Annotated in this window: 23 protein-coding genes; 14 read left to right on the top strand and 9 right to left on the bottom strand. The window is 61.1% G+C overall.

Translation table 11 applies throughout. From position 1 onward, the window contains the following. Window positions 1–2: 2 nt before the first annotated feature. From ACLEXF_RS01115 to ACLEXF_RS01100, 4 genes are all read left to right on the top strand, one after another. Window positions 3–1,181 (top strand): ABC transporter substrate-binding protein, encoded by a 1,179-nt coding sequence (locus ACLEXF_RS01115; protein WP_407259840.1) that lies wholly within the window; start codon window positions 3–5, stop codon window positions 1,179–1,181. Continuing rightward, window positions 1,154–2,689: an ABC transporter permease subunit gene (locus tag ACLEXF_RS01110; RefSeq protein ID WP_407259841.1), complete on the top strand. Its 1,536-nt coding sequence runs from the start codon at window positions 1,154–1,156 to the stop codon at window positions 2,687–2,689. Before ACLEXF_RS01115 ends, ACLEXF_RS01110 begins: the two co-directional genes overlap by 28 nt. Beyond that, a complete protein-coding gene (locus ACLEXF_RS01105; protein ID WP_004203804.1) occupies window positions 2,689–3,321 on the top strand; it encodes an ATP-binding cassette domain-containing protein in 633 nt (210 codons plus the stop codon). Before ACLEXF_RS01110 ends, ACLEXF_RS01105 begins: the two co-directional genes overlap by 1 nt. A 93-nt stretch (window positions 3,322–3,414) precedes the next feature. Continuing rightward, window positions 3,415–4,722 carry a sulfurtransferase gene (locus ACLEXF_RS01100; protein ID WP_004203802.1) on the top strand — a complete coding sequence of 436 codons (1,308 nt, stop codon included), beginning with the start codon at window positions 3,415–3,417 and terminating at the stop codon, window positions 4,720–4,722. A 48-nt stretch (window positions 4,723–4,770) separates the two neighbouring features. Here ACLEXF_RS01100 and ACLEXF_RS01095 read toward each other — a convergent pair whose 3' ends face one another. Further along, window positions 4,771–5,385 (bottom strand): CDP-alcohol phosphatidyltransferase family protein, encoded by a 615-nt coding sequence (locus ACLEXF_RS01095; RefSeq protein WP_032455852.1) that lies wholly within the window; start codon window positions 5,383–5,385, stop codon window positions 4,771–4,773. 86 nt (window positions 5,386–5,471) lie between these two features. On the opposite strand from ACLEXF_RS01095, the gene ACLEXF_RS01090 reads away from it, so the two are divergent. Together ACLEXF_RS01090 and gdhA are read left to right on the top strand one after the other, a co-directional pair. Then, window positions 5,472–5,882, top strand: a complete 411-nt coding sequence (locus ACLEXF_RS01090; protein ID WP_025999077.1) for a pyrimidine (deoxy)nucleoside triphosphate diphosphatase — start codon at window positions 5,472–5,474, stop codon at window positions 5,880–5,882. A gap of 182 nt (window positions 5,883–6,064) precedes the next feature. Then, complete coding sequence (gdhA, locus tag ACLEXF_RS01085; protein WP_004203797.1) at window positions 6,065–7,408, top strand: NADP-specific glutamate dehydrogenase; 1,344 nt, start codon at window positions 6,065–6,067, stop codon at window positions 7,406–7,408. A 43-nt stretch (window positions 7,409–7,451) separates the two neighbouring features. On the opposite strand, the gene ACLEXF_RS01080 is transcribed toward gdhA, so the two are convergent. The 3 genes from ACLEXF_RS01080 to selD form a co-directional block, all read right to left on the bottom strand. After that, on the bottom strand, window positions 7,452–8,432 hold the full coding sequence (locus ACLEXF_RS01080; RefSeq protein ID WP_004203796.1) for an NAD(P)H-quinone oxidoreductase: 981 nt from the start codon (window positions 8,430–8,432) through the stop codon (window positions 7,452–7,454). Between the two features lie 176 nt (window positions 8,433–8,608). Further along, window positions 8,609–10,555, bottom strand: coding sequence for a DNA topoisomerase III (locus tag ACLEXF_RS01075; RefSeq protein WP_023318003.1), 1,947 nt, complete (start codon window positions 10,553–10,555; stop codon window positions 8,609–8,611). Window positions 10,556–10,559: 4 nt separating this feature from the next. After that, window positions 10,560–11,603, bottom strand: coding sequence for a selenide, water dikinase SelD (gene selD / locus ACLEXF_RS01070; RefSeq protein ID WP_023318002.1), 1,044 nt, complete (start codon window positions 11,601–11,603; stop codon window positions 10,560–10,562). A gap of 225 nt (window positions 11,604–11,828) precedes the next feature. Between selD and phoC the strand changes: the two genes are divergently transcribed. Then, a complete protein-coding gene (phoC, locus tag ACLEXF_RS01065) occupies window positions 11,829–12,575 on the top strand; it encodes an acid phosphatase PhoC (RefSeq protein WP_004203793.1) in 747 nt (248 codons plus the stop codon). A gap of 731 nt (window positions 12,576–13,306) precedes the next feature. Here the strand turns inward: phoC and ACLEXF_RS01060 are convergent. Continuing rightward, window positions 13,307–13,858 carry an NAD(P)H nitroreductase gene (locus tag ACLEXF_RS01060; protein WP_004176531.1) on the bottom strand — a complete coding sequence of 184 codons (552 nt, stop codon included), beginning with the start codon at window positions 13,856–13,858 and terminating at the stop codon, window positions 13,307–13,309. A gap of 166 nt (window positions 13,859–14,024) precedes the next feature. Between ACLEXF_RS01060 and sppA the strand changes: the two genes are divergently transcribed. From sppA to yajD, 5 genes are all read left to right on the top strand, one after another. Further along, window positions 14,025–15,878 (top strand): signal peptide peptidase SppA, encoded by a 1,854-nt coding sequence (gene sppA / locus ACLEXF_RS01055; protein WP_004203792.1) that lies wholly within the window; start codon window positions 14,025–14,027, stop codon window positions 15,876–15,878. A 138-nt stretch (window positions 15,879–16,016) separates the two neighbouring features. Then, window positions 16,017–17,036 carry an asparaginase gene (gene ansA / locus ACLEXF_RS01050; RefSeq protein ID WP_004203791.1) on the top strand — a complete coding sequence of 340 codons (1,020 nt, stop codon included), beginning with the start codon at window positions 16,017–16,019 and terminating at the stop codon, window positions 17,034–17,036. Window positions 17,037–17,045: 9 nt separating this feature from the next. Further along, the gene (gene pncA / locus ACLEXF_RS01045) at window positions 17,046–17,687 is read left to right on the top strand and encodes a bifunctional nicotinamidase/pyrazinamidase (protein WP_108450509.1); all 642 of its coding nucleotides are present in this window, start codon (window positions 17,046–17,048) and stop codon (window positions 17,685–17,687) included. 170 nt (window positions 17,688–17,857) lie between these two features. Further along, window positions 17,858–19,111, top strand: coding sequence for a glycoside hydrolase family 18 protein (locus ACLEXF_RS01040; protein WP_192080071.1), 1,254 nt, complete (start codon window positions 17,858–17,860; stop codon window positions 19,109–19,111). 163 nt (window positions 19,112–19,274) lie between these two features. After that, the gene (gene yajD, locus ACLEXF_RS01035) at window positions 19,275–19,619 is read left to right on the top strand and encodes an HNH nuclease YajD (protein ID WP_002901254.1); all 345 of its coding nucleotides are present in this window, start codon (window positions 19,275–19,277) and stop codon (window positions 19,617–19,619) included. Window positions 19,620–19,712: 93 nt separating this feature from the next. Here the strand turns inward: yajD and ACLEXF_RS01030 are convergent, their stop codons facing one another. After that, window positions 19,713–19,991: a YeaC family protein gene (locus ACLEXF_RS01030; RefSeq protein WP_004203787.1), complete on the bottom strand. Its 279-nt coding sequence runs from the start codon at window positions 19,989–19,991 to the stop codon at window positions 19,713–19,715. Between the two features lie 43 nt (window positions 19,992–20,034). Beyond that, window positions 20,035–20,448, bottom strand: a complete 414-nt coding sequence (gene msrB / locus ACLEXF_RS01025) for a peptide-methionine (R)-S-oxide reductase MsrB (RefSeq protein ID WP_004203786.1) — start codon at window positions 20,446–20,448, stop codon at window positions 20,035–20,037. A gap of 338 nt (window positions 20,449–20,786) precedes the next feature. Here msrB and gapA point away from each other — a divergent pair, with 338 nt between their 5' ends. Together gapA and ACLEXF_RS01015 are read left to right on the top strand one after the other, a co-directional pair. Continuing rightward, window positions 20,787–21,782 (top strand): glyceraldehyde-3-phosphate dehydrogenase, encoded by a 996-nt coding sequence (gene gapA / locus ACLEXF_RS01020; protein WP_004203784.1) that lies wholly within the window; start codon window positions 20,787–20,789, stop codon window positions 21,780–21,782. Window positions 21,783–21,856: 74 nt separating this feature from the next. Beyond that, window positions 21,857–22,741: a D-hexose-6-phosphate mutarotase gene (locus tag ACLEXF_RS01015; RefSeq protein ID WP_004203783.1), complete on the top strand. Its 885-nt coding sequence runs from the start codon at window positions 21,857–21,859 to the stop codon at window positions 22,739–22,741. 60 nt (window positions 22,742–22,801) lie between these two features. Here ACLEXF_RS01015 and ACLEXF_RS01010 read toward each other — a convergent pair whose 3' ends face one another. Together ACLEXF_RS01010 and ACLEXF_RS01005 are read right to left on the bottom strand one after the other, a co-directional pair. Next, the gene (locus ACLEXF_RS01010; RefSeq protein ID WP_032455845.1) at window positions 22,802–23,656 is read right to left on the bottom strand and encodes an aldo/keto reductase; all 855 of its coding nucleotides are present in this window, start codon (window positions 23,654–23,656) and stop codon (window positions 22,802–22,804) included. Between the two features lie 91 nt (window positions 23,657–23,747). Next, a complete protein-coding gene (locus tag ACLEXF_RS01005) occupies window positions 23,748–24,494 on the bottom strand; it encodes a MipA/OmpV family protein (RefSeq protein WP_004203780.1) in 747 nt (248 codons plus the stop codon). Window positions 24,495–24,827 lie beyond the last annotated feature (333 nt).

Here is a 24,827-nt window from a genome sequence, read left to right as displayed (position 1 = left end):
CGATGCGCCGTTTGCGTGATTTCAGCCTCTGTCTGTGCCTGCTGCTGCTCTGGCCGCTGGTGGTTCAAGCCGACGACAGCTGGCGGCAGACCCAGACGGAAGCCCGCGGCCAGACCGTCTGGTTTAACGCCTGGGGTGGAGACCCGGCCGTCAACCGCTATCTGGCGTGGGTCAGCGAGGAGGTCAAACGCCACTACGCGATCGACCTGCGTATTGTCCCTATCGCCGATGCCGCCGACGCGGTGAAACGCATCCAGACTGAGGCGCAGGCCGGCCGTCGCCGCGGCGGGTCGGTGGATCTCCTGTGGATCAACGGCGAGAACTTTCACACCCTAAAACAGGCCAACCTGCTGCTCACCGGCTGGGCAGAATCGCTGGCCAACTGGCGCTATGTCGATCTGCAAAAACCGGTTCAGGAAGATTTTTCTGTCGCCACCGAGGGCGCGGAGTCGCCGTGGGGCAGCGCCCAGCTGACGTTTATCGCCCGCCGCGGGCAAACGCCGCAGCCACCCACCAGCCCGCAGGCGCTGCTGGCCTTCGCCAGAGCCCATCCCGGCAGCGTAACCTACCCGCGGCCGCCGGACTTTACGGGTACCGCCCTGCTGGAGCAGCTGCTGATCGCCCTCACCGACCAGCCTGCCGCCCTGCGCCAGCCGCCGGAGACGGCGACCTTCTCGGCGGTCACCGCCCCGCTGTGGCGCTATCTCGATGCGCTGCACCCGACGCTGTGGCGGGCGGGTAAGGATTTCCCGGCGTCGCCGGCGCGGATGGACGCCATGTTCAACCAGGGCACCCTCCGCCTGTCGCTGACGTTTAACCCGCTCCATGCCCGCCAGAAGGCCGTCAGCGGGGAGTTACCGGCGGACAGCTACAGCTTCGGCTTTACCGGAGGGACCCTCGGCAACGTCCATTTCGTTACCATCCCGGCCAACGCACGCGCCGTCGCCGCGGCCAAAGTGGTCGCCAATTTCCTGCTTTCCCCTGAGGCGCAATTGCGCAAGGCGGATGCCGCCGTCTGGGGCGATCCAAGCGTACTGGACCCGCAGCGTCTGCCTGACAAACAGCGTCAGGCGCTGGCGGCCACCCTGCCGCAGGATCTGCCGCCGGTGCTTGCCGAGCCACATGCGGCGTGGGTTGACGCGCTGGAGCAGGAATGGCTGCGCCGCTACGGTACCCACTGATCCTGCTGGCCTGGGGGACGATGGCGGCCATCTATCTGCCCTTATTCCCCGCCGCTGCAGGGCTGATGTGGCCGGCGCGCTCCCCGGCCCACTGGCGGGCGCTGTTCGCCGACCCGCAGCTGGGCCAGGCGCTGGCCGCCACCCTCGTCTCCACGCTGTTATCCGTCGGCGGCGCGCAGCTGATCGCCCTGACCATCGTCGCCGCCCTCTGGCCTTCGGCCCGCTGGCGGCGGCTGGCTTCCCGTCTGCCGCTGCTGCTGGCGGTGCCCCATCTCGCCCTGGCGACGGCGGCGCTGCTGCTGTTCGCCGAAGGGGGCTGGCTCTGGCAGCAGTTGCCGTTTCTGACGCCGCCGGTCGACCGGTACGGCATCGGGCTTGGCCTGACGATGGCCCTGAAAGAGAGCGCCTTTGTGCTGTGGGTGATCTATGGCCTGCTGGGAGAGAAACGCCTCGCCGACCAGGCGACCGCCCTGAAGAGCCTCGGCTACGGCCGCTGGCAGTGCCTGCGCTGGCTGGTGCTGCCCGCCCTGCTGCCCGCCCTCGGCATGGTGCTGCTGGCCACCACCGCCTGGAGCCTGTCGGCGGTAGACGTCGCCCTGGTGCTGGGGCCCGGCAATCCGCCCACCCTCGCCGTGCTGGCGTGGCAGTGGTTAAGCCAGGGCGATGACATGCAGCAGGCGAAAGGGGCACTGGCCAACCTGCTGCTGCTGGCGATCCTCGGCGGGCTGGCGCTGGTCGCCTGGGGCGGATGGCGGCTACAGCGTCGGCGTCTGCCCGATCTGCGCGGCATTCGGCATCCCCATCCCCACGCCCTGCCCGGCCGCCTGCTGGCGAGTGCCCTGCCGCTGAGCGGCCTGCTGTGCGCGCTATTGCTGGCGGGGCTGGCGCGCTCGGCGCCGCCGCAGATGGATGCCCTGGGCAACAGCCTTGGCCTCGCGCTGATGGCTTGCGCCCTCGGCGCGGCCGTCTGCCTGCTGTGGCTGGCCTGCGGCCCGAAGCGGGGAGATGGCTGGGTCTGGCTGCCGCTGGTGCTGCCGGCCCTGCCGCTGGCCGATGGCCAGTACCGGCTGGCGCTGTACGCCTGGCTAGACGGCGAATGGTGGACCGTCCTGTGGGGCCATCTGCTGTGGGTGGTGCCGTGGATGCTATTTATTTTGCGCCCGGCCTGGCGCCAGCGCGATCCGCGGATGACGGTGATCGCCCGCACGCTCGGCTGGGGACCCACGCGTATTTTCTGGCTGTTGACTCTGCCCTCGCTGACCCGCCCGCTGCTGACCGCCCTGGCGGTGGGCTTCTCGGTGAGCATCGCGCAGTATCTGCCAACGCTATGGCTGGGGGCAGGCCGTATCCCGACGCTCACCAGCCAGGCGGTGGCGCTCAGCAGCGGCGGCGAGGCGCAGACGCTTGCCGCCCAGGCGCTGTGGCAATTACTGCTGCCGGCGGTATGCTTTATCCTGACGGCCCTGCTGGCCTGGCTGGCAGGCCGCTATCGACGAGGACTTCGCTAGTGCTAACCGTAAACCATCTGACCCTGAGCGTGAACCGTCAGCCGCTGCTGCGGGAGGTCGACTTTTCGGTGGCCCCGGGTGAAGTGCTGACGCTGATGGGCCCTTCCGGCAGCGGAAAATCGACGCTGTTTGCGTGGATGATTGGCGCCCTGGCCGGCGACTTCCGCGCCGAGGGCGAGCTGTGGCTCAACGGGCGGCGGTGCGATACGCTGCCCACGGAGCGCCGGCGCATCGGCATCCTGTTTCAGGACCCGTTGCTGTTCGACCATTTCAGCGTCGGGCAAAATTTACAGCTGGCGCTACCGGAAAGCGTGCGCGGCGAGGCGCGAAAAGCCGCGGTGGAGCAGGCGCTCAGTCGCGCCGGGCTGCATGGCTTCGCCGCGCGCGATCCGGCCACGCTCTCCGGCGGACAGCGGGCGCGGGTGAGTCTGCTGCGCGCCCTGCTGGCGCGCCCCGAAGCGCTGCTGCTGGATGAACCCTTCAGCCGCCTGGATGCCGCCCTGCGCGCCGCGTTCCGCCGCTGGGTATTTGAGGAACTGGCCCGCCAGGCCATTCCGGCGATCCTGGTGACCCACGATCGCGAGGACTGTCCGCCGACGGGGCGCTGCCTGACGATGGAGCGCTGGCAATGAAGAGCAATAGCGTGCAAACCTGCGTTACCGCAAAGAAATCAACGCCTGGCAAGCGGAGAATACGCCCTCCACTTTTTACCGTCGGGCATTTCGATGAAACGTGTTTCTCAATTGACCGCACTCGCCCTGTTCATGGGGCTTGCTGCTTCCACCACCTTCGCCGCTGAAACCATGCCAGCGCTCACTCTTTCCCACCTGCAACAGCAGCACGGCGTGGCCATCGACACGCGCCTGAGCGCTTATTACAACGGCTGGCCGCAGCGCGCCAACGGCCCGGAAGGGCATGAGCCGCAGGCGCTGAATCTTTCCGCCCGCTGGCTCGGCGCCATGAGCGACGAGCAGCTCCGCGGCTGGGCTAAGCAGCACCAGCTCCAGGCCGATACCCCCCTCGCGCTGTACGGCAGTCCTGAGGATAACGCCAGCGTCGCGGCGCGACTGAAACAAGCGGGCTTCACCCGGCTCAACACCCTGAGCGACGCCCTGAGCCAGGGAGACCGTCTGCAAAAGCTGCCGCACTTTGAACAGCTGGTTTATCCGCAATGGCTGCACGACCTGCAGCAAGGGAAAAGCGTGGCCGCCGCCCCGGCCGGCGACTGGAAAGTAGTTGAGGCCGCCTGGGGGGCGCCGAAGCTCTATCTGCTGAGCCATATCCCGGGCGCGGGCTATATCGATACCAATGAGGTGGAGAGCGAACCGCTGTGGAATAAAGTGTCCGATGCGCAGCTGAAGGCGATGCTGGCGAAGCACGGCATCCGCCATGACACCACGGTGATCCTCTACGGTCGCGACGTTTACGCCGCGGCGCGTGTGGCGCAGATCATGCTGTACGCCGGCGTCAAAGACGTGCGCCTGCTGGACGGCGGCTGGCAGACCTGGTCCGACGCCGGTCTGCCGGTGGAGCGCGGCATGCCGCCGACGCCGCAGCCGGCGCCAGATTTTGGCGCGCCGATCCCCGGCCAGCCGCAGCTGATGCTGGATACCGAGCAGGCCCGCGGCCTGCTCCACCGTCAGGACGCCTCGCTGGTCAGTGTCCGCTCGTGGCCGGAGTTTATCGGCACAACCAGCGGCTACAGCTATATCAAACCGAAGGGCGACATCGCCGGCGCCCGCTGGGGCCATGCCGGAAGCGACTCCACGCACATGGAAGACTTCCATAACCCGGACGGCACCATGCGCAGCGCCGACGATATCGCTGCCCTGTGGCGCCAGTGGAACATCCTGCCGAACCAGCAGGTGGCGTTCTATTGCGGGACCGGCTGGCGGGCCTCGGAAACCTTCATGTATGCCCGGGCCATGGGCTGGCCGCACGTCGCTGTCTATGACGGCGGCTGGTACGAATGGAGCAGCAACCCGCACAATCCGGTCGCCCGCGGCGAGCGCGGCCCGGAAAGCAGTCAGTAACACACCCCACCAGCGCGCGTCCCCAGCCGGCGACGCGCGCTTTCCCGCTCACGCCACCCGCTTTAAGGTCTCGTAGCCGCTGGCGATACGCGTCGCCGTCGTCAGCCAGCATAGCGCGCCAAACAGCCACGCCAGCCAGGCAAAATGTGCCGGAAACAGGCAGCTGAGGACAAACAGCAGGATGGTTTCCGTCCCCTCCGTCAGCCCCCCGAGGTAGTGCAGCGATTTATGGGCATAGCCGGGATTGGCGATCTGGTGCTTTGCCGCCAGCGCGGCAAAGGCGAGAAAGCTGCTGCCGGTGCCGATAAAGGCAAACAGCAGCCAGCCGCCCGCCAGGGCGTTATTCTGCGGATCCGCCAGGATAAAACCGAACGGCACCAGGGCATAGAAGAGAAAATCCAGTGAGATATCGAGAAAACCGCCGGCGTCGCTCAGCCCGCGCCGCCGCGCCAGGGCGCCGTCCAGGCCGTCCAGCAGGCGGTTGAGAAGAATGGCCGCCAGCGCCGCGCCATACCACCCTAATGCCAGAAATGGCAGAGCCAGCACGCCGATGGCAAAACCGAGCAGCGTCAGCCTGTCTGGTGAAATACCCGGGCGGTCAAGCGCGCCGGCGACAGCGTTAAGGAGGGGTTTGAGGCGAGGATGCAGGTGGCTATCAAGCACGAGGATCTCCAGCAGAGTTGGCGGTTGTCAGTGAAGGTCTATGGCGGTGATAATAGGCCAGTTTGGCCTTATTAACGTTGATGCTTATGCTAAAAATGATTGAAGTTGTCGCCGCCATTATTGAACAGGATGGCAAAATTCTGCTGGCGCAGCGCCCGCCCCACGCCGACCAGCCGGGAATGTGGGAGTTCGCCGGCGGCAAAGTGGAGCCAGGTGAAAGCCAACCGCAGGCGCTGACCCGGGAACTGCAGGAGGAAATGGGCATCATCGCCCACCCGGCATGCTATATCGCCAGCCATCAGCGGGAAGTCTCCGGTCGTCAGATCCATCTGCACGCCTGGTGGGTGCCGGATTTTCAGGGCGTGCCGCTGGCCCACTATCACAGCCAGCTGCGCTGGTGCCTTCCTGCCGACGCCTTAACCCTCGATCTCGCCCCGGCCGATATCCCCCTCCTGCACGCCTTTATCGCCCGGCGCCCGTCCCTTTCCCTCCGCTGATCCGCTCGCCGCCTCGTCATCGTTTTTAGTTATGACGGGCGGGCAATTATAAATTTTGCTGACGGCTTAATTTTTCCTTGCTTGCCTAAGGATTAGCGGTGTTATAGTCGGAAAATCGGTTTTTTCAAGGACCGAATCATAATAAATACATGCAACCACAACCATAAGGGGAACTTATATCTATGGATCAGACGTGCACTCTGGAAGGCTTTCTCACCCGCGTTCAACAGCGCGATCCTCATCAAACCGAATTTGCTCAAGCCGTCCGGGAGGTCATGACCACCCTGTGGCCTTTCCTTGAGGAAAATCCGCGCTATCGTCAGCTTGCTTTGCTGGAACGTCTGGTGGAACCGGAGCGCGTGATCCAGTTCCGCGTGGTGTGGGTGGACGACCGCAATCAGGTCCAGGTCAACCGCGCGTGGCGCGTGCAGTTCAACTCGGCCATCGGCCCGTATAAGGGCGGAATGCGCTTCCACCCGTCGGTAAACCTGTCGATTCTCAAATTCCTTGGCTTCGAGCAGACCTTCAAAAACGCCCTGACCACGCTGCCGATGGGTGGCGGGAAAGGCGGCAGCGATTTCGATCCTAAAGGCAAGAGCGATGGCGAAGTGATGCGCTTCTGCCAGGCGCTGATGACCGAGCTTTATCGCCATCTGGGCCCGGATACCGACGTACCGGCGGGCGATATCGGCGTCGGCGGCCGCGAGGTCGGCTTTATGGCCGGAATGATGCGTAAGCTCTCCAACAACAGCGCCTGCGTCTTCACCGGTAAAGGCCTCTCATTCGGCGGCAGCTTGATCCGTCCGGAAGCCACCGGTTACGGCCTGATCTACTTCACCGAAGCGATGCTCAAACGTCACGGCCTCGGCTTCGAAGGCGCTCGCGTGGCGGTTTCCGGCTCCGGCAACGTCGCGCAATACGCCATTGAGAAAGCGATGGAGCTTGGCGCGCGGGTGGTCACCGCCTCCGACTCCAACGGCACCGTCGTTGACGAAGCGGGCTTCACCAAAGAAAAACTGGCCCGCCTGATCGACATAAAAGAGCGTGCCCACGGCCGGGTGGCCGACTACGCCCGCGAATTTGGCCTCACCTATCTCGAAGGCCAGCAGCCGTGGTCAGTGCCGGTGGATATCGCTCTGCCTTGCGCCACCCAGAACGAACTGGATGCCGACGCCGCTCGCCAGCTGATTGCCAACGGCGTGAAGGCCGTGGCGGAAGGCGCCAACATGCCAACCACCATCGCCGCGACCGATCTGTTCCTTGAAGCTGGCGTGCTGTTTGCCCCGGGCAAAGCGGCCAACGCCGGCGGCGTGGCGACGTCCGGTCTGGAGATGGCGCAGAACGCCGCGCGCATGGGCTGGAAAGCGGAAAAAGTGGATGCCCGTCTGCATCATATCATGCTGGATATCCACCACGCCTGCGTGCAGTACGGCGGTGAAGCGAAGCAGACCAACTACGTGCGCGGCGCCAATATCGCTGGTTTCGTCAAGGTGGCGGACGCCATGCTGGCCCAGGGCGTGATTTAACCTCCCCTCACACCATCCCGGCGGCTGCCCGCCGGGATGTCTCTCACGATGACATCGTGATCACCACTTTCCCCAGATGTTGACCACTGTCCAGACAGGCATGCGCCTCGGCAATTTCCGCCATAGGGTAGCTGGCGTAGATCATCGGCTTGCATTTCCCAGCCTCAAGCAGCGGCCAGACGTGGCGCCGCAGCGCCTCGGCAATCTCCTGTTTCTCCGCCGCCGTCCGGCCGCGCATGGTGGAGCCGGTGACGGTGGCCCGCTTGAGCATCAGGGTCTGAATGTCGACCTCATGGGCCATTCGCCCGCCCATAAAGCCGATGATGACCAGCCGCCCGTCCTTTTTCAGCAGCCCCAGGTTGCGGTTAAAGTAAGGGCCGCCCACGATATCCAGAATGACATCCACCCCTTCATCGTTGGTCAGCTGATGAATTTTCTCAGCGAAATCTTCGGTTTTGTAGTTGATCGCCGTGGCGTAGGGCCGCAGCGCGGCAATTTTTTCGTCCTGGCCAACGGTGGCATAGACGGTCATCCCCAGCGCGTGACACAACAGGATCGCGGTGGTGCCAATCCCGCTGGCGCCGCCGTGGATCAGAATGCTCTCGCCGGGCTGCAGCTTACCGAGCTGGAAAACGTTCGCCCACACCGTGAAGAAGGTTTCCGGAATGGCGGCCGCTTCGCTAAAGCTGAGGCCCGCCGGGATCGGCAGCGTCTGGCCTGCCGGGACGGCGCAGTATTCGGCATACCCGCCGCCGTTGGTCAGCGCGCAGACGCGATCCCCGGGGGCAAAGGCCGCGACCTGCGCACCAACCTTCACGACCACGCCCGCCACCTCGAGGCCGGGCACGGGGGTAACCCCCTCAGGCATGGGATACAGACCCTGGCGCTGCAGAATATCCGGCCGGTTGACGCCCGCCGCTTTCACCTCGATGAGCACCTCATGCTCCCCGATAGTGGGGATCTCACCTTCGCGGATCTGTAAAACCTCCGGGCCACCCGGTTGGCTGATAGCGATATATTTCACGGGTCCTCCTTATCGCCTGTGAGAGAATTAAGCAAGGCATCGGGAAGGGCAATGGGCGCCCCCCGTTCTGCGGGGCGATCGTCCCCCCCTTCCCGGCTGTTTAGTGTAGACCATTGACCAGTCTGGCGGAGAAACGGCGGCCGTGGGGAATGACCTCCTCACGGCCGCCGGGCGGGTTATTGCGGCGGCGGCGCGGCATCCTCTGCCGCTTTTTTGCCTTTCGCTTTGCCTTTGCCTTTACTGAACGATTTTTTCGCCCCGCCCGGCGCCACCAGACCGCGGAACTGGCGCACCGGCGTGCTGCGCGCCTGCTCGATTAGCTGATACAGCGTGCCCACCAGCGGCTGCATAAAGTCCTGATAGCGGCACTGTTTCTCGCTGATTTGCGTCAATACCGACTCCCAGTGGGCGGTCATGTCCGGTCGACCGGCCATCTCCGGCAGGGAATGAATCAGCGCCCTTCCGGCCTCCGAGGAGTGGATATAGCGCCCCTTTTTAGTCAGGAAACCGCGCTTAAACAGCAGCTCGATAATCCCGGCGCGGGTTGCTTCGGTGCCGAGGCCGTCGGTGGCGCGGAGGATCTTCTTCAGATCTTTATCCTGCACGAAGCGGGCAATCCCGGTCATCGCCGACAGCAGCGTGGCGTCGGTAAAGTGGCGCGGCGGCTGCGTCTGGCGCTCCACCACTTCGCCCCTCTCGCACAGCAGTTCATCGCCTTTGGCCACCACCGGCAGCGGCGTGCCGTCGTTCTCTTCATCGCGCTCTTTGCTGCCAAGCAGCGTCCGCCAGCCCGCCTCGGCCAGAAAACGCGCTTTGGCGACAAACTTACCGTTGGCGATCTCGAGGTCAATCTGGCATTTACGGAACACCGCGTCCGGGCAGAACTGCATCAGATACTGGCGGGCGATCAGGGTATAGACCTTCGCTTCGTTATCGGTGAGTTTGACCTGGCTGCTGCGGGCGGTCGGGATAATCGCATGGTGCGCGTCGACCTTTTTATCATCCCAGCAGCGGTTGCGGATCTCCGGATCCACCACCGGCTGCGGCAGCAGATCCGCCGCATGGACGGCAATCGCATTCAGCACCGCATGGCGGCCGGCGAAATGTTCTTCCGGCAGGTAGCGGCTGTCCGAACGCGGATAGGTGATGAGCTTGTGGGTTTCATACAGCTTCTGGCAGATATCCAGCACGTTTTGCGCGCTGAAGCCGAAACGTTTGGCCGCCTCAATCTGCAGCGCCGACAGCGAAAACGGCAGCGGCGCGGGTTCGGAATCGCGCTTATCGTTATAGCCGGTCACCAGCGCCGGCTGGCCTTCAATACGCTTAACCACGTGCTCGGCCAGCGGACGATGCAGCAGGCGCCCTTCTTCATCCTGGTAAGGTTCGCAGGCTTCACTCGGCACCCAGGTCGCGACAAAGCGCTCCTCCTGCGGCGTGACGATATGCGCTTTGACATCGAAGAAGTCTTTGGCGACGAAGTTTTCAATCTCTTCATCGCGGCGCACCACCAGGCCGAGCACCGGGGTCTGCACCCGCCCCACGGAGAGCACCCCCTGATAGCCGGCGTTGCGCCCCAGCAGGGTATAGGCCCGGGTCATATTGATGCCGTACAACCAGTCGGCGCGCGCCCGCGCCAGCGCCGACACGCAAAGCGGCACAAACTCGCTGTTAGCGCGCAGGCGGTTGATCGCCCGCTCAACCGCCTGCGGGTTAAGATCGTTTATCAAACAGCGCTGCACCTGCTGACGCTTCTCCGGCGCCAGCTGCAGGTAGTCGAGCACCTCATCCACCAGCAGCTGCCCCTCACGGTCGGGGTCGCCGGCGTGGATAACCTCCTCGGCCTCGCCGAGCAGGCGCTTGATGACATTCAGCTGTTTGGTGACCGAAGGTTTTGGCTGCAGCTGCCATTTCTCCGGCACAATCGGCAGATCGGTGAGATTCCAGCGGGCATAGCGGCTGTCATAGACGTCCGGCTGCGCCTGCTCCAGCAGGTGACCGATACACCAGGTGACCACCTGCCCGTTGCCGCACTCAATAAAGCCATCGCCTTTGCGATGCGGTTTAGGCAACACATCGGCGATAGCCCGACCGAGACTCGGTTTTTCTGCAATAAACAACCGCATCGAATCAACGGATCTCGATCATGGGTCGTCCGCCGCGGGCGGTCACCAGCTCGCCGATGGCGGCCAGCTTAATACCGAACTCCGCCGCGGCAGCCTGCACTTCCGCCTCCGCCTCCGGGGTCACCGCCAGCAGCAGACCGCCGGAGGTCTGCGGGTCGCAGAGCAGATCGCGCCACTCCGTCGGCATCTCGCCCATCAGATGGCCGTAGCTGGCAAAGTTGCGCCCGGTGCCGCCCGGCACCGCGCCGGCGGCGATATACTCCTCCACCCCCGGCAGTTTCGGGATATCGGCATAGCGCAGTTGCGCCTGCACGCCGGCTCCGCGACAAACCTCGCTGAGGTGGCCGAGCAGGCCAAAGCCGGTGACGTCGGTCATCGCCTTCACCCCGTCGATAGCGGCAAACGCGGCGCCGGCGAGGTTCATCTGGCACATGGTCTCCGTCGCCAGCCCCTGATGCTCCGGCTTGAGCAGCGATTTTTTCTCTGCGGTGGTCAGCACGCCGATCCCCAGCGGTTTGGTGAGATACAGTTTGCAGCCCGCCTGCGCGGTGCTGTTTTTCTTGATGCGCTCGGTGGGCACCACGCCGGTGACCGCCAGACCGAAGATCGGCTCCGGGGCGTCAATGGAGTGGCCGCCCGCCAGCGCGATCCCGGCCTGCTGGCAGGCAAAGCGCCCGCCCTCCACCACCTCGCGGGCGATTTCCGGCGCCAGGGTGTTGATCGGCCAGCCGAGAATGGCAATCGCCATAATCGGTTTCCCGCCCATGGCGAAAATATCGCTGATGGCGTTGGTGGCGGCAATGCGGCCAAAGTCGAACGGATTATCGACAATCGGCATAAAAAAGTCGGTGGTGCTGACGATTGACGTGCCATTACCGAGATCGTAAACGGCGGCATCATCGCTGGTTTCGTTGCCGACAAGCAGGTTCGGGTCGACGAACTTCGCCTGCTCGCTATGCAGGATGGTTTCCAGCACTTTCGGGGAAATTTTACAACCACAACCGGCTCCGTGGCTGTATTGCGTTAAACGAATGGCTTGCTCGCTCATGGACATCTCCTGTCATTGCAATCCCGCTATGTTAGCGCCCAAACGCCAGGGTGGTAAGTACGACAGTCTGAAATCGCGTATGGTTGCTCATTAAGCAGACAAAAAGCCGTTTTTGCGAGACGCGGCAATTTTTTCCCGACCATTTTCACTTTTACTTAAAGATGACAGAAATGTGACAACACAGGACTGTCTTCTCTGGAATGATTATGACGTAAGGAAATTCTAATGAAAAAGCGTGTTCTTGCCCTTTGCCTGGCCAGTTTCTTCTCCGTTAACGCCTTCGCACTGGTTCCCCCCGGTAACGATGTCACCACCAAGCCCGATCTCTACTATCTGACCAATGCCCAGGCCATCGACAGCCTGGCGCTGTTGCCGCCGCCGCCGGCGGTGGGCAGTATCGCGTTCTTAAACGATCAGGCGATGTATGAGCAGGGGCGCCTGCTGCGCAACACCGAGCGCGGGAAGCTGGCGGCAGAGGATGCCAACCTCAGCGCGGGCGGCGTGGCTAACGCCTTCTCCAGCGCCTTTGGTTCGCCGATCACCGAAAAAGACGCGCCGCAGCTCCATAAGCTGCTGACCAATATGATTGAAGACGCCGGCGATCTGGCGACCCGCGGCGCGAAAGAGAAGTATATGCGCATTCGCCCGTTTGCCTTCTACGGCGTCTCCACCTGCAACACCACCGAGCAGGACAAGCTGGCGAAAAACGGCTCTTACCCGTCCGGGCATACCTCCATCGGCTGGGCCACCGCCCTGGTGCTGGCGGAGATCAACCCGCAGCGGCAGAACGAAATTTTGAAGCGCGGCTATGAGCTTGGCGAGAGCCGGGTGATCTGCGGCTATCACTGGCAGAGCGATGTCGATGCGGCGCGCATCGTCGGCTCCGCGGTGGTCGCCACGCTGCACACCAACCCGGCCTTCCAGCAGCAATTGCAGAAAGCCAAAGACGAATTCGCCAAAACGCAGAAGTAACGTCATCGCCGCTGAACTCCCGGATACGGCGCCTGGCGCGCCTTGTCCGGGCGACAAATCGCGATTGATTCGAAGGGTAGGGTTTGAAGGCCGGGTCAGGCGCCAGCCGCCGCCCGGCATAGATGCGGCTCCGAGCTTGCTGCCGTCGCCCGGCGGCGCTGCGCTTGCGCGGCCAGCCGGACGGTTCCCTCTCCCTCCGGGAGAGGGCCAGGGTGAGGGGAAGCACTGCAGTGTGGTTGTTTATGTTATCTGTGGCTTCAGCGTAGTTTGCGCTCCCGGTTAATCGTCTGCGTTATGTCACTCATGGCGCCGGGAGCGCACAGGGGGCGGCCAGTCGCCGCCCCCTGTACCCCCGGGCTCCGGCCAGCAAAATCGCCGCTGCGCGGTCCCTTCGACTTATCCCTGCAGGCTTCGGGTCGGGCCGAGGCAGCGTCCATGCAAAACACGGCCCTCAGCCCGCATCCATGCGGGCTGCCCCGGCCTGCCGGGAACGTCTCAGCGATTTTGAGGCCGCCAGCACCGGCAGTTTCAGCAAGAAAAGTGAATAAATTAACGACAGGTCGTACGAACGTAGGCCGGGTAAGGCGACAGCCGCCACCCGGCACAAAATCGGCTCCGTACCCGCTGTCCTTGCCCGGCGGCGCTGCGCTTGCGCGGGCCTACAGACAGTCAGAGCCGGATGCGTTGGCCGGGTAAGGCGCAAGCCGCAGCCCGGCATAACACCCGCTGACTCAGAATCGCGTCACAAACGGCGCGGTATCCGGCAGGGCAATGGTGGTTGAGGCTTTCAGCTGCGGCGTGCCCAGATAGAGGAAACCGACGATTTTATCCTGCTCGCGGCACTCGAAGCCGGCGCGCACCACCGGGCTCTCGGTCAATGCTCCGCTGCGCCAGATGCCGTTGAATCCCTGAGCCAGGGCCGCCATCTGCATCGCCATCACCGCGCAGCCAGCGGACATCTCCTGCTCCCAGCGCGGCACCTTCGGGTGGTCTTCACAACGCGCCACGACGGTAATGATTAGCGGCGCGCGGAACGGCGCATTTCGGGCTTTCTCTATGCCCTTCTCATCCTGACCGGCCTCCCTGGCCCCCTTTTCCAGCAACTGACTGAAGCGTTCGCGGCCGTCATCGGCGATAATGAAAAAGCGCCACGGCTGCAGGGTGCCATGATCCGGGGCGCGCAGCCCGGCGCGCAGAATGTTTTCCAGCTGTTCGCCGGCCGGGGCCGGTTCCGCCAGGCGGGAAGCGCTGCGGCGATTAAGCAGTAGGTCGAGAGCATCCATCTGTATAACTCCTGTGATGTCATTTTTCATAAAATTAACATGCACAAGGATTTTGTTACAGCACGGTCGGTGATTCCTGCTGACAACCGACGGCTCACTCTTTAGGATAGCCAGACGCGGCGGCCCCTGCGGCCTGCCCATTTTTAGATAACGTTAGGGAGAAGACATGCGAACCCTTTGGCGACTGATTGCCAGCTTTTTTAAATGGACGTGGCGGATACTCAACTTTATTCGCAAACTGGCCCTCAATGCGATCTTCCTGGTGCTGGTGCTGGTGTGTATCGGTATCTGGAGCCAGTTCAGCAGCACCACCAGCGAACATGCCGCGCGCGGCGCGCTGCTCCTGGATATTACCGGCGTGGTGGTGGATAAACCTTCCGCCAGCAGCAAACTCGGCGTGATAGGCCGCCAGCTGTTTGGCGCCAGCTCAGACCGTTTGCAGGAGAATTCTCTGTTCGATATCGTGCAGACCATCCGTCAGGCGAAGGATGATCGTAATATCACCGGTATTGTGCTGGATCTGAAAAACTTCGTCGGCGGCGATCAGCCGTCCATGCAGTACATCGGTAAAGCGCTGCGCGAATTCCGCGACAGCGGCAAACCGGTCTATGCCGTCGGCAGCAGCTACAGCCAGGGCCAGTACTACCTGGCGAGCTTTGCCAACAAAATCTGGCTCTCGCCGCAGGGCGAGGTAGACCTCCACGGCTTCGCCACCAACGGGCTGTATTACAAGTCGCTGCTGGATAAGCTGAAAGTCTCCACCCATGTCTTCCGCGTCGGCACCTATAAATCCGCCGTCGAGCCTTTCATTCGCGATGACATGTCCCCTGCCGCCCGCGAAGCGGACAGCCGCTGGATTGGCGAACTGTGGCAGAACTACCTCAACACCATTGCCGCCAACCGGCAAATCACCGCCCAGCAGCTCTTCCCGGGCGCCCAGGGCATTATCGATGGCCTGCGTAAAGTGGGCGGCGATACGGCGAAATATGCGCTGGACAATAAGCTGGTGGATGAGCTGGCGACCTCCACGGAAGTGGAAAAAGCGCTGACCAAACAGTTTGGCTGGAGCAAAGCGGATAACAATTATCGGGCGATTAGCTATTACGACTACAACGTGAAGACGCCGTCTGACCAGGGTTCCGCTATCGCGGTGATCTTCGCCAACGGCGCCATCATGGACGGCGAGGAGACCCCGGGCAACGTCGGCGGCGACACCACCGCAGCGCAAATTCGCGATGCGCGCCTCGACCCGAAAATTAAGGCCATCGTTCTTCGCGTGAACAGCCCTGGCGGCAGCGTGACCGCCTCGGAAATCATTCGTGAAGAGCTGGCGGCAGCCAAAGCCGCGGGTAAACCGGTGGTCGTTTCAATGGGCGGCATGGCGGCGTCCGGCGGCTACTGGATCTCCACCCCCGCGGATTACATCGTGGCGAACCCAAGCACCCTCACCGGCTCCATTGGCATCTTTGGGGTGATCAACACCGTGGAAAATACCCTCGGGTCGATTGGCGTCCACACCGACGGCGTCGCCACGTCGCCGCTGGCGGATATCTCCAGCACCAAAGCGCTGCCGCCGGAAGTGCAGCAGCTGATGCAGTTGAGCATTGAGAACGGCTATCAGCGCTTTATCACCCTGGTGGCTAACGCCCGTAAGAGCACGCCGGAGAAAATCGACCAGATAGCCCAGGGCCACGTCTGGACTGGGGAAGATGCCAAAGCCAACGGTCTTGTCGACAGCCTCGGCGATTTTGACGACGCGGTGGCCAAGGCCGCCGAGCTGGCGAAGCTGAAAACCTGGCACCTTAACTACTATCAGGAAGAGCCAACCTTCTTCTCGATGGTGCTGGACAGCCTGACCGGCTCGGTACGCGCCTCGCTGCCGGCCGCCATTCAGGCCTGGCTGCCTGCGCCGGTGGCCGCGGCGGCCGAGACGGTGAAAGCGGAAAGCGACAAGCTGGCGGCGTTCAACGACCCGCAGAACCGCTATGCCTTCTGCCTGACCTGCGCCAACATTCGTTAATACGCAGCGGCTGCCCCGTATCACGGGGCAGCCTTTTTTCCGCACCTGCCAGCGTCGCCACAAAGCGAGCGGCCAACACTGTATTTTTTCCTCCGTCTCTTTATACTGCGCCTGTCTACGACCAACCTAAGCGATGCTATGCAAAAAAAATCGATTTACGTTGCCTACACCGGTGGGACCATCGGTATGCAGCGCTCCGAACACGGCTATGTACCCGTTTCCGGCCATCTGCAGCGTCAGCTGGCGCTGATGCCGGAGTTCCATCGTCCGGAGATGCCGGACTTCACGATCCATGAATACCATCCGCTGATGGATTCATCCGATATGACCCCTGAGGACTGGCAGCACATCGCCGACGATATCCGCAGCCATTACGCGGAGTATGATGGCTTTGTGATCCTCCACGGTACCGACACCATGGCGTTTACCGCCTCAGCGCTGTCGTTCATGCTGGAAAATCTCGGCAAACCGGTGATTGTGACAGGGTCACAAATCCCGCTGGCCGAGCTGCGTTCCGACGGCCAGATCAACCTGCTCAATGCCCTGTACGTCGCCGCCAACTATCCGATTAACGAAGTGGCGCTGTTCTTCAACAATCGACTGTTCCGCGGCAACCGTACCACTAAAGCCCATGCCGACGGCTTTGACGCCTTCGCCTCGCCCAACCTCGCGCCGCTGCTGGAGGCCGGGATCCATATTCGCCGTCTCGGTACCCCGCCGGCGCCGCAGGGCCGTGGGGAGCTGATTGTCCACCCCATCACCCCGCAGCCGATTGGCGTGGTGACGATTTACCCCGGCATCTCCGCCGACGTGGTGCGTAATTTCCTGCGCCAGCCGGTGAAAGCGCTGATCCTCCGCTCCTACGGCGTCGGCAATGCCCCGCAGAATGGCGAGTTTATTCAGGTGCTGGCGGAAGCCAGCCAGCGCGGCATTGTGGTGGTCAATCTGACGCAGTGTATGTCCGGCAAAGTGAACATGGGCGGCTATGCCACCGGCAATGCCCTCGCCCAGGCGGGAGTCATCAGTGGTTTCGATATGACGGTGGAAGCGACGCTGACCAAGCTACACTATCTGCTGAGCCAGCAGCTGGACGTTGACGCCATTCGCGCGGCGATGCAGCAGAATCTGCGTGGCGAACTGACCCCTGACGAAGCTTAAGGAGGACGTATGGCACATCGAGCGCTGTTACTGGTTGATTTGCAGAACGACTTCTGCGCCGGCGGCGCGCTGGCGGTTCCCGAAGGCGACAGCACCGTCGAGGTGGCCAACGCGCTTATCGACTGGAGCCTGGCGCGCGGCGAGCCCATCGTCGCCAGTCAGGACTGGCATCCGGCGGATCACGGCAGCTTCGCCAGCCAGCACCAGGTGGAGCCCTACACCGTGGGCGACCTGGACGGCCTGGCGCAAACTTTCTGGCCGGATCACTGCGTTCAGCACAGCGAAGGCGCGGCGCTGCATCCCCTGCTCAAGCAGCAGGCGATCGCCGCCGTGTTCCACAAAGGGCAAAACCGGAGCATCGACAGCTACAGCGCTTTTTTTGACAACGGTCACCGGCAGAAAACCGAACTGGACGGCTGGCTGCGTGGTCAGGGGATCGTGGAGCTGACCGTTCTCGGCCTCGCCACTGATTATTGCGTGAAGTTTACCGTGCTGGATGCTCTGGCGCTCGGCTACGCGGTCAACGTCATTACCGACGGCTGCCGCGGGGTGAACCTTCAGCCGCAGGACAGCAGCCAGGCGTTTATGGAGATGGCCGCCGCAGGCGCCACGCTCTATACCCTTGATGACTGGCGGGAAACCCACGCCTGATCCTTCACCCGGCGCTTCCGCGCCGGGTCTTCTTCTGCCGCTTCGTTATCGTCCATAAATTGAACTCTCTCGCAGTTTCAACAAGTTATTGCTGGTAGTCTGGCAAGGCTGTTTTTTCGCCACGCCATTTCCGTGGCGCGGTTATTTTTTTATGTCAAAGAGGAACCACTATGAAACGTTTGCCCTTGCTGGCAGCCTTGCCCCTGCTTTGCGCTTCCGCGCTCTCTGCCCAACCGCTGATGTCCGTCGGCTATTTCAACGGCGGCGGCGACGTCACTGCCGGGCCGGGCGGGGATATCGACAAGCTGGACGTCCGGCAGATCACCCATCTCAACTACTCGTTTGGCCTTATCTATAACGATGAAAAAGACGAGACCAATGCGGCCCTGAAGGATCCTGACCATCTGCACGAGATCTGGCTGTCGCCAAAGGTGCAGGCGGATCTGCAAAAGCTCCCTGCCCTGCGTAAACAGAACCCGGACCTCAAGGTCCTGCTGTCGGTCGGCGGCTGGGGGGCGCGCGGTTTCTCCGGCGCGGCGGCAAGCAAAGAAACCCGTAAGGTGTTTATTCAGTCTGCGCAGGAAATTGTTGAAAAATATGGTCTGGATGGGATTGACCTCGACTGGGAGTTTCCGGTCAACGGTGCGTGGGGGCTGGTTGCCAGTCAACCGGCCGATCGCGATAACTTTACCGCGCTGTTAAAAGAGCTGCGCGCAGCGTTTGGTACGAAGAAACTGGTTACTATTGCCGTGGGCGCCAACGCCGAAAGCCCGAAAAGCTGGGTGGATGTCAAAGCGGTGGCCCCGGTGCTGAACTACATCAACCTGATGACCTACGACATGGCCTACGGCACGCAGTACTTCAACTCGAACCTGTATGACTCCAGCCACTGGCCGACGGTCGCCGCGGCGGATAAATACAGCGCCGATTTTGTGGTCAACAATTACCTGGCCGCCGGGCTTAAACCCAGCCAGATGAACCTCGGGATTGGTTTTTATGGCCGGGTACCAAAACGGGCGGTCGAGCCGGGGATCGACTGGAGTAAAGCGGATGCGCAAAAGAACCCGGTCACCCAACCCTATTTTGGTCCACAGCAGATCGCGCTGTTTGCCTCGCTGGGCTATGACCTGAGCAAAGACACCTACGTGAAATACAATGATATCGTGGGCAAATTGCTCAACGATCCGCAGAAACGCTTTACCGAGCACTGGGACGATGAGGCGAAAGTGCCGTGGCTGTCGGTGCAGTCCACGGAGGGCAAGCCGCTGTTCGCCCTCTCCTATGAGAACCCGCGCTCGGTAGCCATCAAGGCGGACTACATCAAGGCGAAGGGCCTCGCCGGGGCGATGTTCTGGGAGTATGGCGCCGATGACCAGAACCAGCTGGCCCGCCAGCTGGCGGAATCCCTGGGGATCAAACACTAATCGCGGCTGTTCCTCCGCCGCATCGTCGCCGCCGGGCGGCGTGACGCAGGCAGCATCGCCTGCAATGCAGGTATATCGCGCCGCCCGGGATAGGTTATGATGCCTGTTATCCGCTGCGCCAGGGGCTGGCGCAGCTTAACCGTTTGACAGGAGGCAGGGGGCCATGGCCTATATCCCCAAAAATTACGCACGTCTGGAAGTGGGTTATCGCGAAAAGGCGCTCAAGCTCTTTCCCTGGGTATGCGGACGCTGCTCGCGGGAGTTTGTCTACTCCAATCTGCGCGAGCTGACGGTGCACCATATCGATCACGACCACTCCAATAACCCGGAAGATGGCAGTAACTGGGAGATGTTGTGCCTCTACTGTCACGATCACGAACACTCCAAGTACACCGAAGCCGATCAGTATGGCTCCACGGTGGTGGCCGGCGAAGATGCGCAAAAGAGCGTCGGCGAGGCCACCTACAATCCGTTTGCCGACCTGAAAGCGATGATGAACAAAAAGTAAGCGAAGCGGCTGACCGCCGGGCGCGGTCGTAGACGCTGACCCTTCCGGCGCCGGATCACCTGACGCCGGAACGACTCCCCGCCGGCCGGCGGTTTATTGCAGCTTCACGGTGGCGATCGGCTTCGGCACGATACCGAAATCTTCCTTCAGCTGCTGTTTGCTCTTCATCACCATCTGCCCGCGAGTATCGATGGTCATATGCTGGGCGTCGGTGTTATACCGGGCCTGCCACAGCATCACCAGCTGCAGGCTATTTTCCTTCTGCTCCGGCGTCAGCGCCACGCCATCCGGCCATTTTCCCAGCTCCACCGCCGTCGCCAGACGCTGATACACTTCCGGGGTCATGCTGTCGATAATTTGCTCAATATCCATCTTCCGCTCACCTCCACCTGGAATAATTTGCTGAATCGTTTCTTCAACCCTTGATCTGCTCGCCGTTCTGCTCATCGGTGAAGCTGAGCGACGCCGAATTCACACAATAGCGCTCGCCGGTCGGCTGCGGGCCATCCGGAAACACGTGACCGAGGTGGGCATCACAATTTCCGCAGCGGATCTCTATGCGCTGCATGCCGTGGGAGCTGTCGTCCAGATAGCGAATGGCCTCTTCGCTTACCGGCTCGTAGAAGCTCGGCCAGCCGCAGCCGGAGTCGTACTTGGTCTGGGAGTTGAACAGCGGCGCATCGCACACCAGGCAGTGATATACGCCATTTTTCTTGTTGTGCAGCAGCCGTCCGGTGAAAGGCGGTTCGGTACCATGATGTTGGGTCACGTAAAACTGCATTTCGCTCAAGCCGTTTTTCAGCTCTTCCGGGGAGGGTTTATTTGCCATGGGCTTACATCTCGCTTTGCAATGGACAACTTTCGCCCCAATTCTAACAAAACATTAACAATGAAGCGTACACTTTTGTTCTAAACTTATCCGGTGCCCACAGGCAGCCAGATAATTGTGACTTAAATCACGTTTTTATCTTAAATGCCCTTTAAAATTCCGCGCGCAGCCCCCATATGGAATTGGGCTCAAAGGGAGAGTGAGGCAAATCAATCGCGCAAAGGTCTGCTCAGGATTGATTTGTCGCAATGATTGACACGATTCCGCTTGACGCTGCGTAAGGTTTTTGTAATTTTACAGGCAACCTTTTATTCACTAACAAATAGCTGGTGGAATATATGACTATCAAAGTAGGTATCAACGGTTTTGGCCGTATCGGTCGCATTGTTTTCCGTGCTGCTCAGAAACGTTCTGACATCGAGATCGTTGCAATCAACGACCTGTTAGACGCAGAGTACATGGCTTACATGCTGAAGTATGACTCCACTCACGGTCGTTTCGACGGCACCGTTGAAGTGAAAGACGGTCATCTGGTCGTTAACGGTAAAAAAATCCGTGTTACCGCTGAACGTGACCCGGCTAACCTGAAGTGGGACGAAGTTGGTGTTGACGTTGTTGCTGAAGCAACCGGTATCTTCCTGACCGACGAAACCGCTCGTAAACACATCACCGCTGGCGCGAAAAAAGTCGTTCTGACTGGCCCGTCCAAAGACAACACCCCGATGTTCGTTCGCGGCGCTAACTTCGACACTTACGCTGGCCAGGACATCGTTTCCAACGCATCCTGCACCACCAACTGCCTGGCGCCGCTGGCTAAAGTCATCAACGACAACTTCGGTATCGTTGAAGGCCTGATGACCACCGTCCACGCCACCACCGCTACCCAGAAAACCGTTGATGGCCCGTCTCACAAAGACTGGCGCGGCGGCCGCGGCGCAGCTCAGAACATCATCCCGTCCTCTACCGGCGCTGCTAAAGCAGTAGGTAAAGTACTGCCAGAACTGAACGGCAAACTGACCGGTATGGCGTTCCGCGTTCCGACTCCGAACGTATCCGTTGTTGACCTGACCGTTCGTCTGGAAAAAGCAGCGTCCTACGAAGAAATCAAGAAAGCTATCAAAGCCGCTTCTGAAGGCGCAATGAAAGGCGTTCTGGGTTACACCGAAGACGACGTTGTTTCTACCGACTTCAACGGCGAAGTTTGCACTTCCGTGTTCGATGCTAAAGCGGGTATCGCACTGAACGACAACTTCGTTAAACTGGTTTCCTGGTACGACAACGAAACTGGCTACTCCAACAAAGTTCTGGATCTGATTGCCCACATCTCCAAATAAGTTGAGATGAAAAAGTAATCTGTAAGAGCGACTTCGGTCGCTCTTTTTTTTGTCTGCAGAGATAGGATTGCACAATGATAAATAAAATTTTTGCTCTCCCGGTGAATGAAACCATTTCGCCCGTTATCTCCCGTCGCCAGCTGGACGACCTGGAGCTGATTGTCATCGACCATCCGCAGGTGAAAGCCTCTGTGGCGCTGCAGGGGGCGCATCTGCTCTCCTGGAAACCCGCCGGTGAAGAAGAAGTCCTGTGGCTGAGCAACAACACCCCGTTTAAACAGGGCGTCGCCCTGCGCGGCGGCGTGCCGATTTGCTGGCCCTGGTTTGGCCCATCGGCGCAGCAGGGCCTGCCGTCGCACGGCTTTGCCCGCAACCTGCCGTGGACCCTGGAAGGCCATGATGAAGACGACGGCGGCGTGATGTTGACCTTTGCGCTGCAGAACAGCGCCGAAACCATGAAGCTGTGGCCGCATGAGTTCACCCTCTATGCCCGCTTCAAGCTGGGCAAGACCTGCGAAATCGAACTGGAAGCCCACGGCGAATTTGAGACCACCTCTGCCCTGCACAGCTACTTCAACGTCGGCGATATCGCGGCGGTGAAAGTGAGCGGTCTTGGCGAGCGCTATATCGATAAAGTGAAAAATGCCGAAGAAGGCGTTCTGAGCAACGGCGTGCAGACCTTCCCGGATCGTACCGACCGCGTCTATCTCGACGCCGAAGGCTGCAGCGTGATCCACGACGACGCGCTCAGTCGCACTATCGACGTGGTGCATCATCATCAGCACAACGTGGTGGCCTGGAACCCGGGCCCGGCGCTGTCCGTCAGCATGGGCGACATGCCGGACGATGGCTACAAAACCTTCGTGTGCGTCGAAACCTGCTGCGTGACCCAGCCGCAGAAAGCCAGTGAAGAGACCCCGTCTCGCCTGGCGCAAACCATCAGCGTGAAAAAACGCTAAGCGCAAAAAGCCCCGTTTATCACGGGGCTTTTTCTCTTCTCCACCAGGATGCGCTGTGGGTTAAACCATATCCAACCGGGTTTTCCGCGGCGGCGGTGGATAGAGGCGGTCCAGCTGCGCAAGCTCTTGCGGGCTGAGAACGAGATCAAGCGCGGCGGCATTCTGCACCACATGTTCAATACTGGCCGCTTTCGGGATCGCCAGCATTCCCGGATGACGAATCACCCAGGCCAGCAGCAGCTGCGCCACCGTCACGCCCCGCTCGTTAGCCATTTTGATGATATCGGTATGCTGAAAAAGTCCATCACGTAAGCGCCCCGCCTGCGCCAGCGGACAATAGGCCATCACCGGCAGGGTGTGCTGCTGGCACCAGGGCAGGAGATCGTATTCAATGCCCCGCGACGCGAGATGATAGAGCACCTGATTGGTGGCGCAGCGTTCGCCACCCGCCGTGCGCCACAGCGCCTGCATATCGTCGGTGTCCAGATTGGAGACGCCCCAGCGGCGGATTTTACCCTCGGCCACCAGCCTTTCCATCGCCTCGACCGTCTCCTCTAGCGGGATATCGCCCCGCCAGTGCAGGAGATACATATCCAGATAGTCGGTCTGCAGCCGGCGCAGACTGTTTTCACAGGCGCGGGGCATCGCCGCGCCGCCGGCGTGCCAGGGATAGACTTTGGAGACCAGCACCACCCGGTCGCGCAGGCCGCGGACCGCCTGGCCCACCACCTCCTCCGCCCCGCCGTCGGCATACATCTCAGCGGTATCGATTACCGTCAGGCCATGGTCGATGCCCGCGCGCAGTGCAGCCACCTCCTGCTGACGCTGCGCCGCGTTCTCGCCCATATACCAGGTCCCCAGCCCGATGGCCGGAACTGCCGCCTGCTCGCCAAAGCATACTGTTTTTTTCACCATCGTCTCCTACTTAGCGCCCTGCACCACCATAAAGCAAAACAGGGCACGAAGCCCTGTTTTGATGCATAAAGCGCACTGTAATAATGCACAATCAGAAGGTGTAAGTGATCCCGGTTGAGATCAGACCGCTCCAGGATTTGTCCACCATCGGGCTATCGGTAATTTCATCCGACAGACGGGTGTAGCGCGCAATACCGTATACGCTCCAGTCGCCGAGGAAGCGATAGTTGGCCGACAGCTCCAGATACGGGTTCCAGCTGCTGTCCGGATCGTAGCTGCGCATGCCGCTGCGACGGGACTCATGCTGCGAGACGCCATAATAGTATTCGTTCTGATTGTCGCTGTTCCACTCCACGCCGATGCCCGGCGTCAGCGTCAGGTTCCCGTTGGTGTAGCGGTACAGCCAGGCGAGATCCCAGTTGATGCCGTTGCTGTTATCCAGCGTATCGCCGGCAATCGTCGTGCGCAGGAAACCATAGGGCGTGTTGTGGACATAAGAAAGACCGGCCATCACGGTTGATTTACGTTTATCCAGGCGACGCATTTGTTCGCTATCGCTGTCGCCCGGCTTGAAGTACATCGGCGACCAGTAAGCCGTTATCGACAGCTTATCATTGGTGTCATTCCACAGGTAGTAACCCCCACCCAGACCGTGGAACCAGAAGTTATCGCTCTCATAACTAATGACCGGCACCGGATAAACATCCGCATCATACTGCTTGTACGGATGCTCAACGATGCCGACGCCAGCGCCAAGCGTGAACTTCCCATCGGCATGCGCCGCGCTGGCGGAGGTCGCAATCAGCACGCCGAGTGCCAGAAGTTTGATTTTAGTCACAATCCATATTCCCGTTGTCAAATAATCAGCCCGTGCAGTTTACCGTCGTAGGTCTCATGCCTCAAATTCTTTACCCGATATGACACAAATCGTTCACTTTCCCACCCTTCTCTTACCATCTGGTGACAGCCCGATGACAGCTTCACGTCCCGGCGAAGCAAAAAGCGTCTTTTTCAGGATGAGTTATTGATATGTCATTGAAATTGATTTTCTGCGTCATGCAAGATTTCTAAATGCATCTACGCTTAAATTTAGAAGGTGTAATTGCAGGGCACATTCACGCTACCCCACCCGCAACCTGGCATAAGGGTTGCTGGATACCAGGAGAGCGAT

This window comes from Klebsiella pneumoniae complex sp. WS1778 (genome assembly GCF_049472055.1).
GTDB lineage: Bacteria > Pseudomonadota > Gammaproteobacteria > Enterobacterales > Enterobacteriaceae > Klebsiella > Klebsiella quasipneumoniae.
Note: the sequence above shows the minus strand (reverse complement) of the source record. Positions and strands in the feature narration are given on the sequence as shown.

Coding starts and splice junctions, on each gene's coding strand:
- ACLEXF_RS01115 (WP_407259840.1), top strand. CDS start 3: ATGCGCCGTTTGCGTGATTTCAGCCTCTGTCTGTGCCTGCTGCTGCTC.
- ACLEXF_RS01110 (WP_407259841.1), top strand. CDS start 1,154: ATGGCTGCGCCGCTACGGTACCCACTGATCCTGCTGGCCTGGGGGACG.
- ACLEXF_RS01100 (WP_004203802.1), top strand. CDS start 3,415: ATGAAACGTGTTTCTCAATTGACCGCACTCGCCCTGTTCATGGGGCTT.
- ACLEXF_RS01090 (WP_025999077.1), top strand. CDS start 5,472: ATGCTAAAAATGATTGAAGTTGTCGCCGCCATTATTGAACAGGATGGC.
- gdhA (WP_004203797.1), top strand. CDS start 6,065: ATGGATCAGACGTGCACTCTGGAAGGCTTTCTCACCCGCGTTCAACAG.
- ACLEXF_RS01075 (WP_023318003.1), bottom strand. CDS start 10,555: ATGCGGTTGTTTATTGCAGAAAAACCGAGTCTCGGTCGGGCTATCGCC.
- selD (WP_023318002.1), bottom strand. CDS start 11,603: ATGAGCGAGCAAGCCATTCGTTTAACGCAATACAGCCACGGAGCCGGT.
- phoC (WP_004203793.1), top strand. CDS start 11,829: ATGAAAAAGCGTGTTCTTGCCCTTTGCCTGGCCAGTTTCTTCTCCGTT.
- ACLEXF_RS01060 (WP_004176531.1), bottom strand. CDS start 13,858: ATGGATGCTCTCGACCTACTGCTTAATCGCCGCAGCGCTTCCCGCCTG.
- sppA (WP_004203792.1), top strand. CDS start 14,025: ATGCGAACCCTTTGGCGACTGATTGCCAGCTTTTTTAAATGGACGTGG.
- ansA (WP_004203791.1), top strand. CDS start 16,017: ATGCAAAAAAAATCGATTTACGTTGCCTACACCGGTGGGACCATCGGT.
- pncA (WP_108450509.1), top strand. CDS start 17,046: ATGGCACATCGAGCGCTGTTACTGGTTGATTTGCAGAACGACTTCTGC.
- ACLEXF_RS01040 (WP_192080071.1), top strand. CDS start 17,858: ATGAAACGTTTGCCCTTGCTGGCAGCCTTGCCCCTGCTTTGCGCTTCC.
- yajD (WP_002901254.1), top strand. CDS start 19,275: ATGGCCTATATCCCCAAAAATTACGCACGTCTGGAAGTGGGTTATCGC.
- ACLEXF_RS01030 (WP_004203787.1), bottom strand. CDS start 19,991: ATGGATATTGAGCAAATTATCGACAGCATGACCCCGGAAGTGTATCAG.
- msrB (WP_004203786.1), bottom strand. CDS start 20,448: ATGGCAAATAAACCCTCCCCGGAAGAGCTGAAAAACGGCTTGAGCGAA.
- gapA (WP_004203784.1), top strand. CDS start 20,787: ATGACTATCAAAGTAGGTATCAACGGTTTTGGCCGTATCGGTCGCATT.
- ACLEXF_RS01015 (WP_004203783.1), top strand. CDS start 21,857: ATGATAAATAAAATTTTTGCTCTCCCGGTGAATGAAACCATTTCGCCC.
- ACLEXF_RS01010 (WP_032455845.1), bottom strand. CDS start 23,656: ATGGTGAAAAAAACAGTATGCTTTGGCGAGCAGGCGGCAGTTCCGGCC.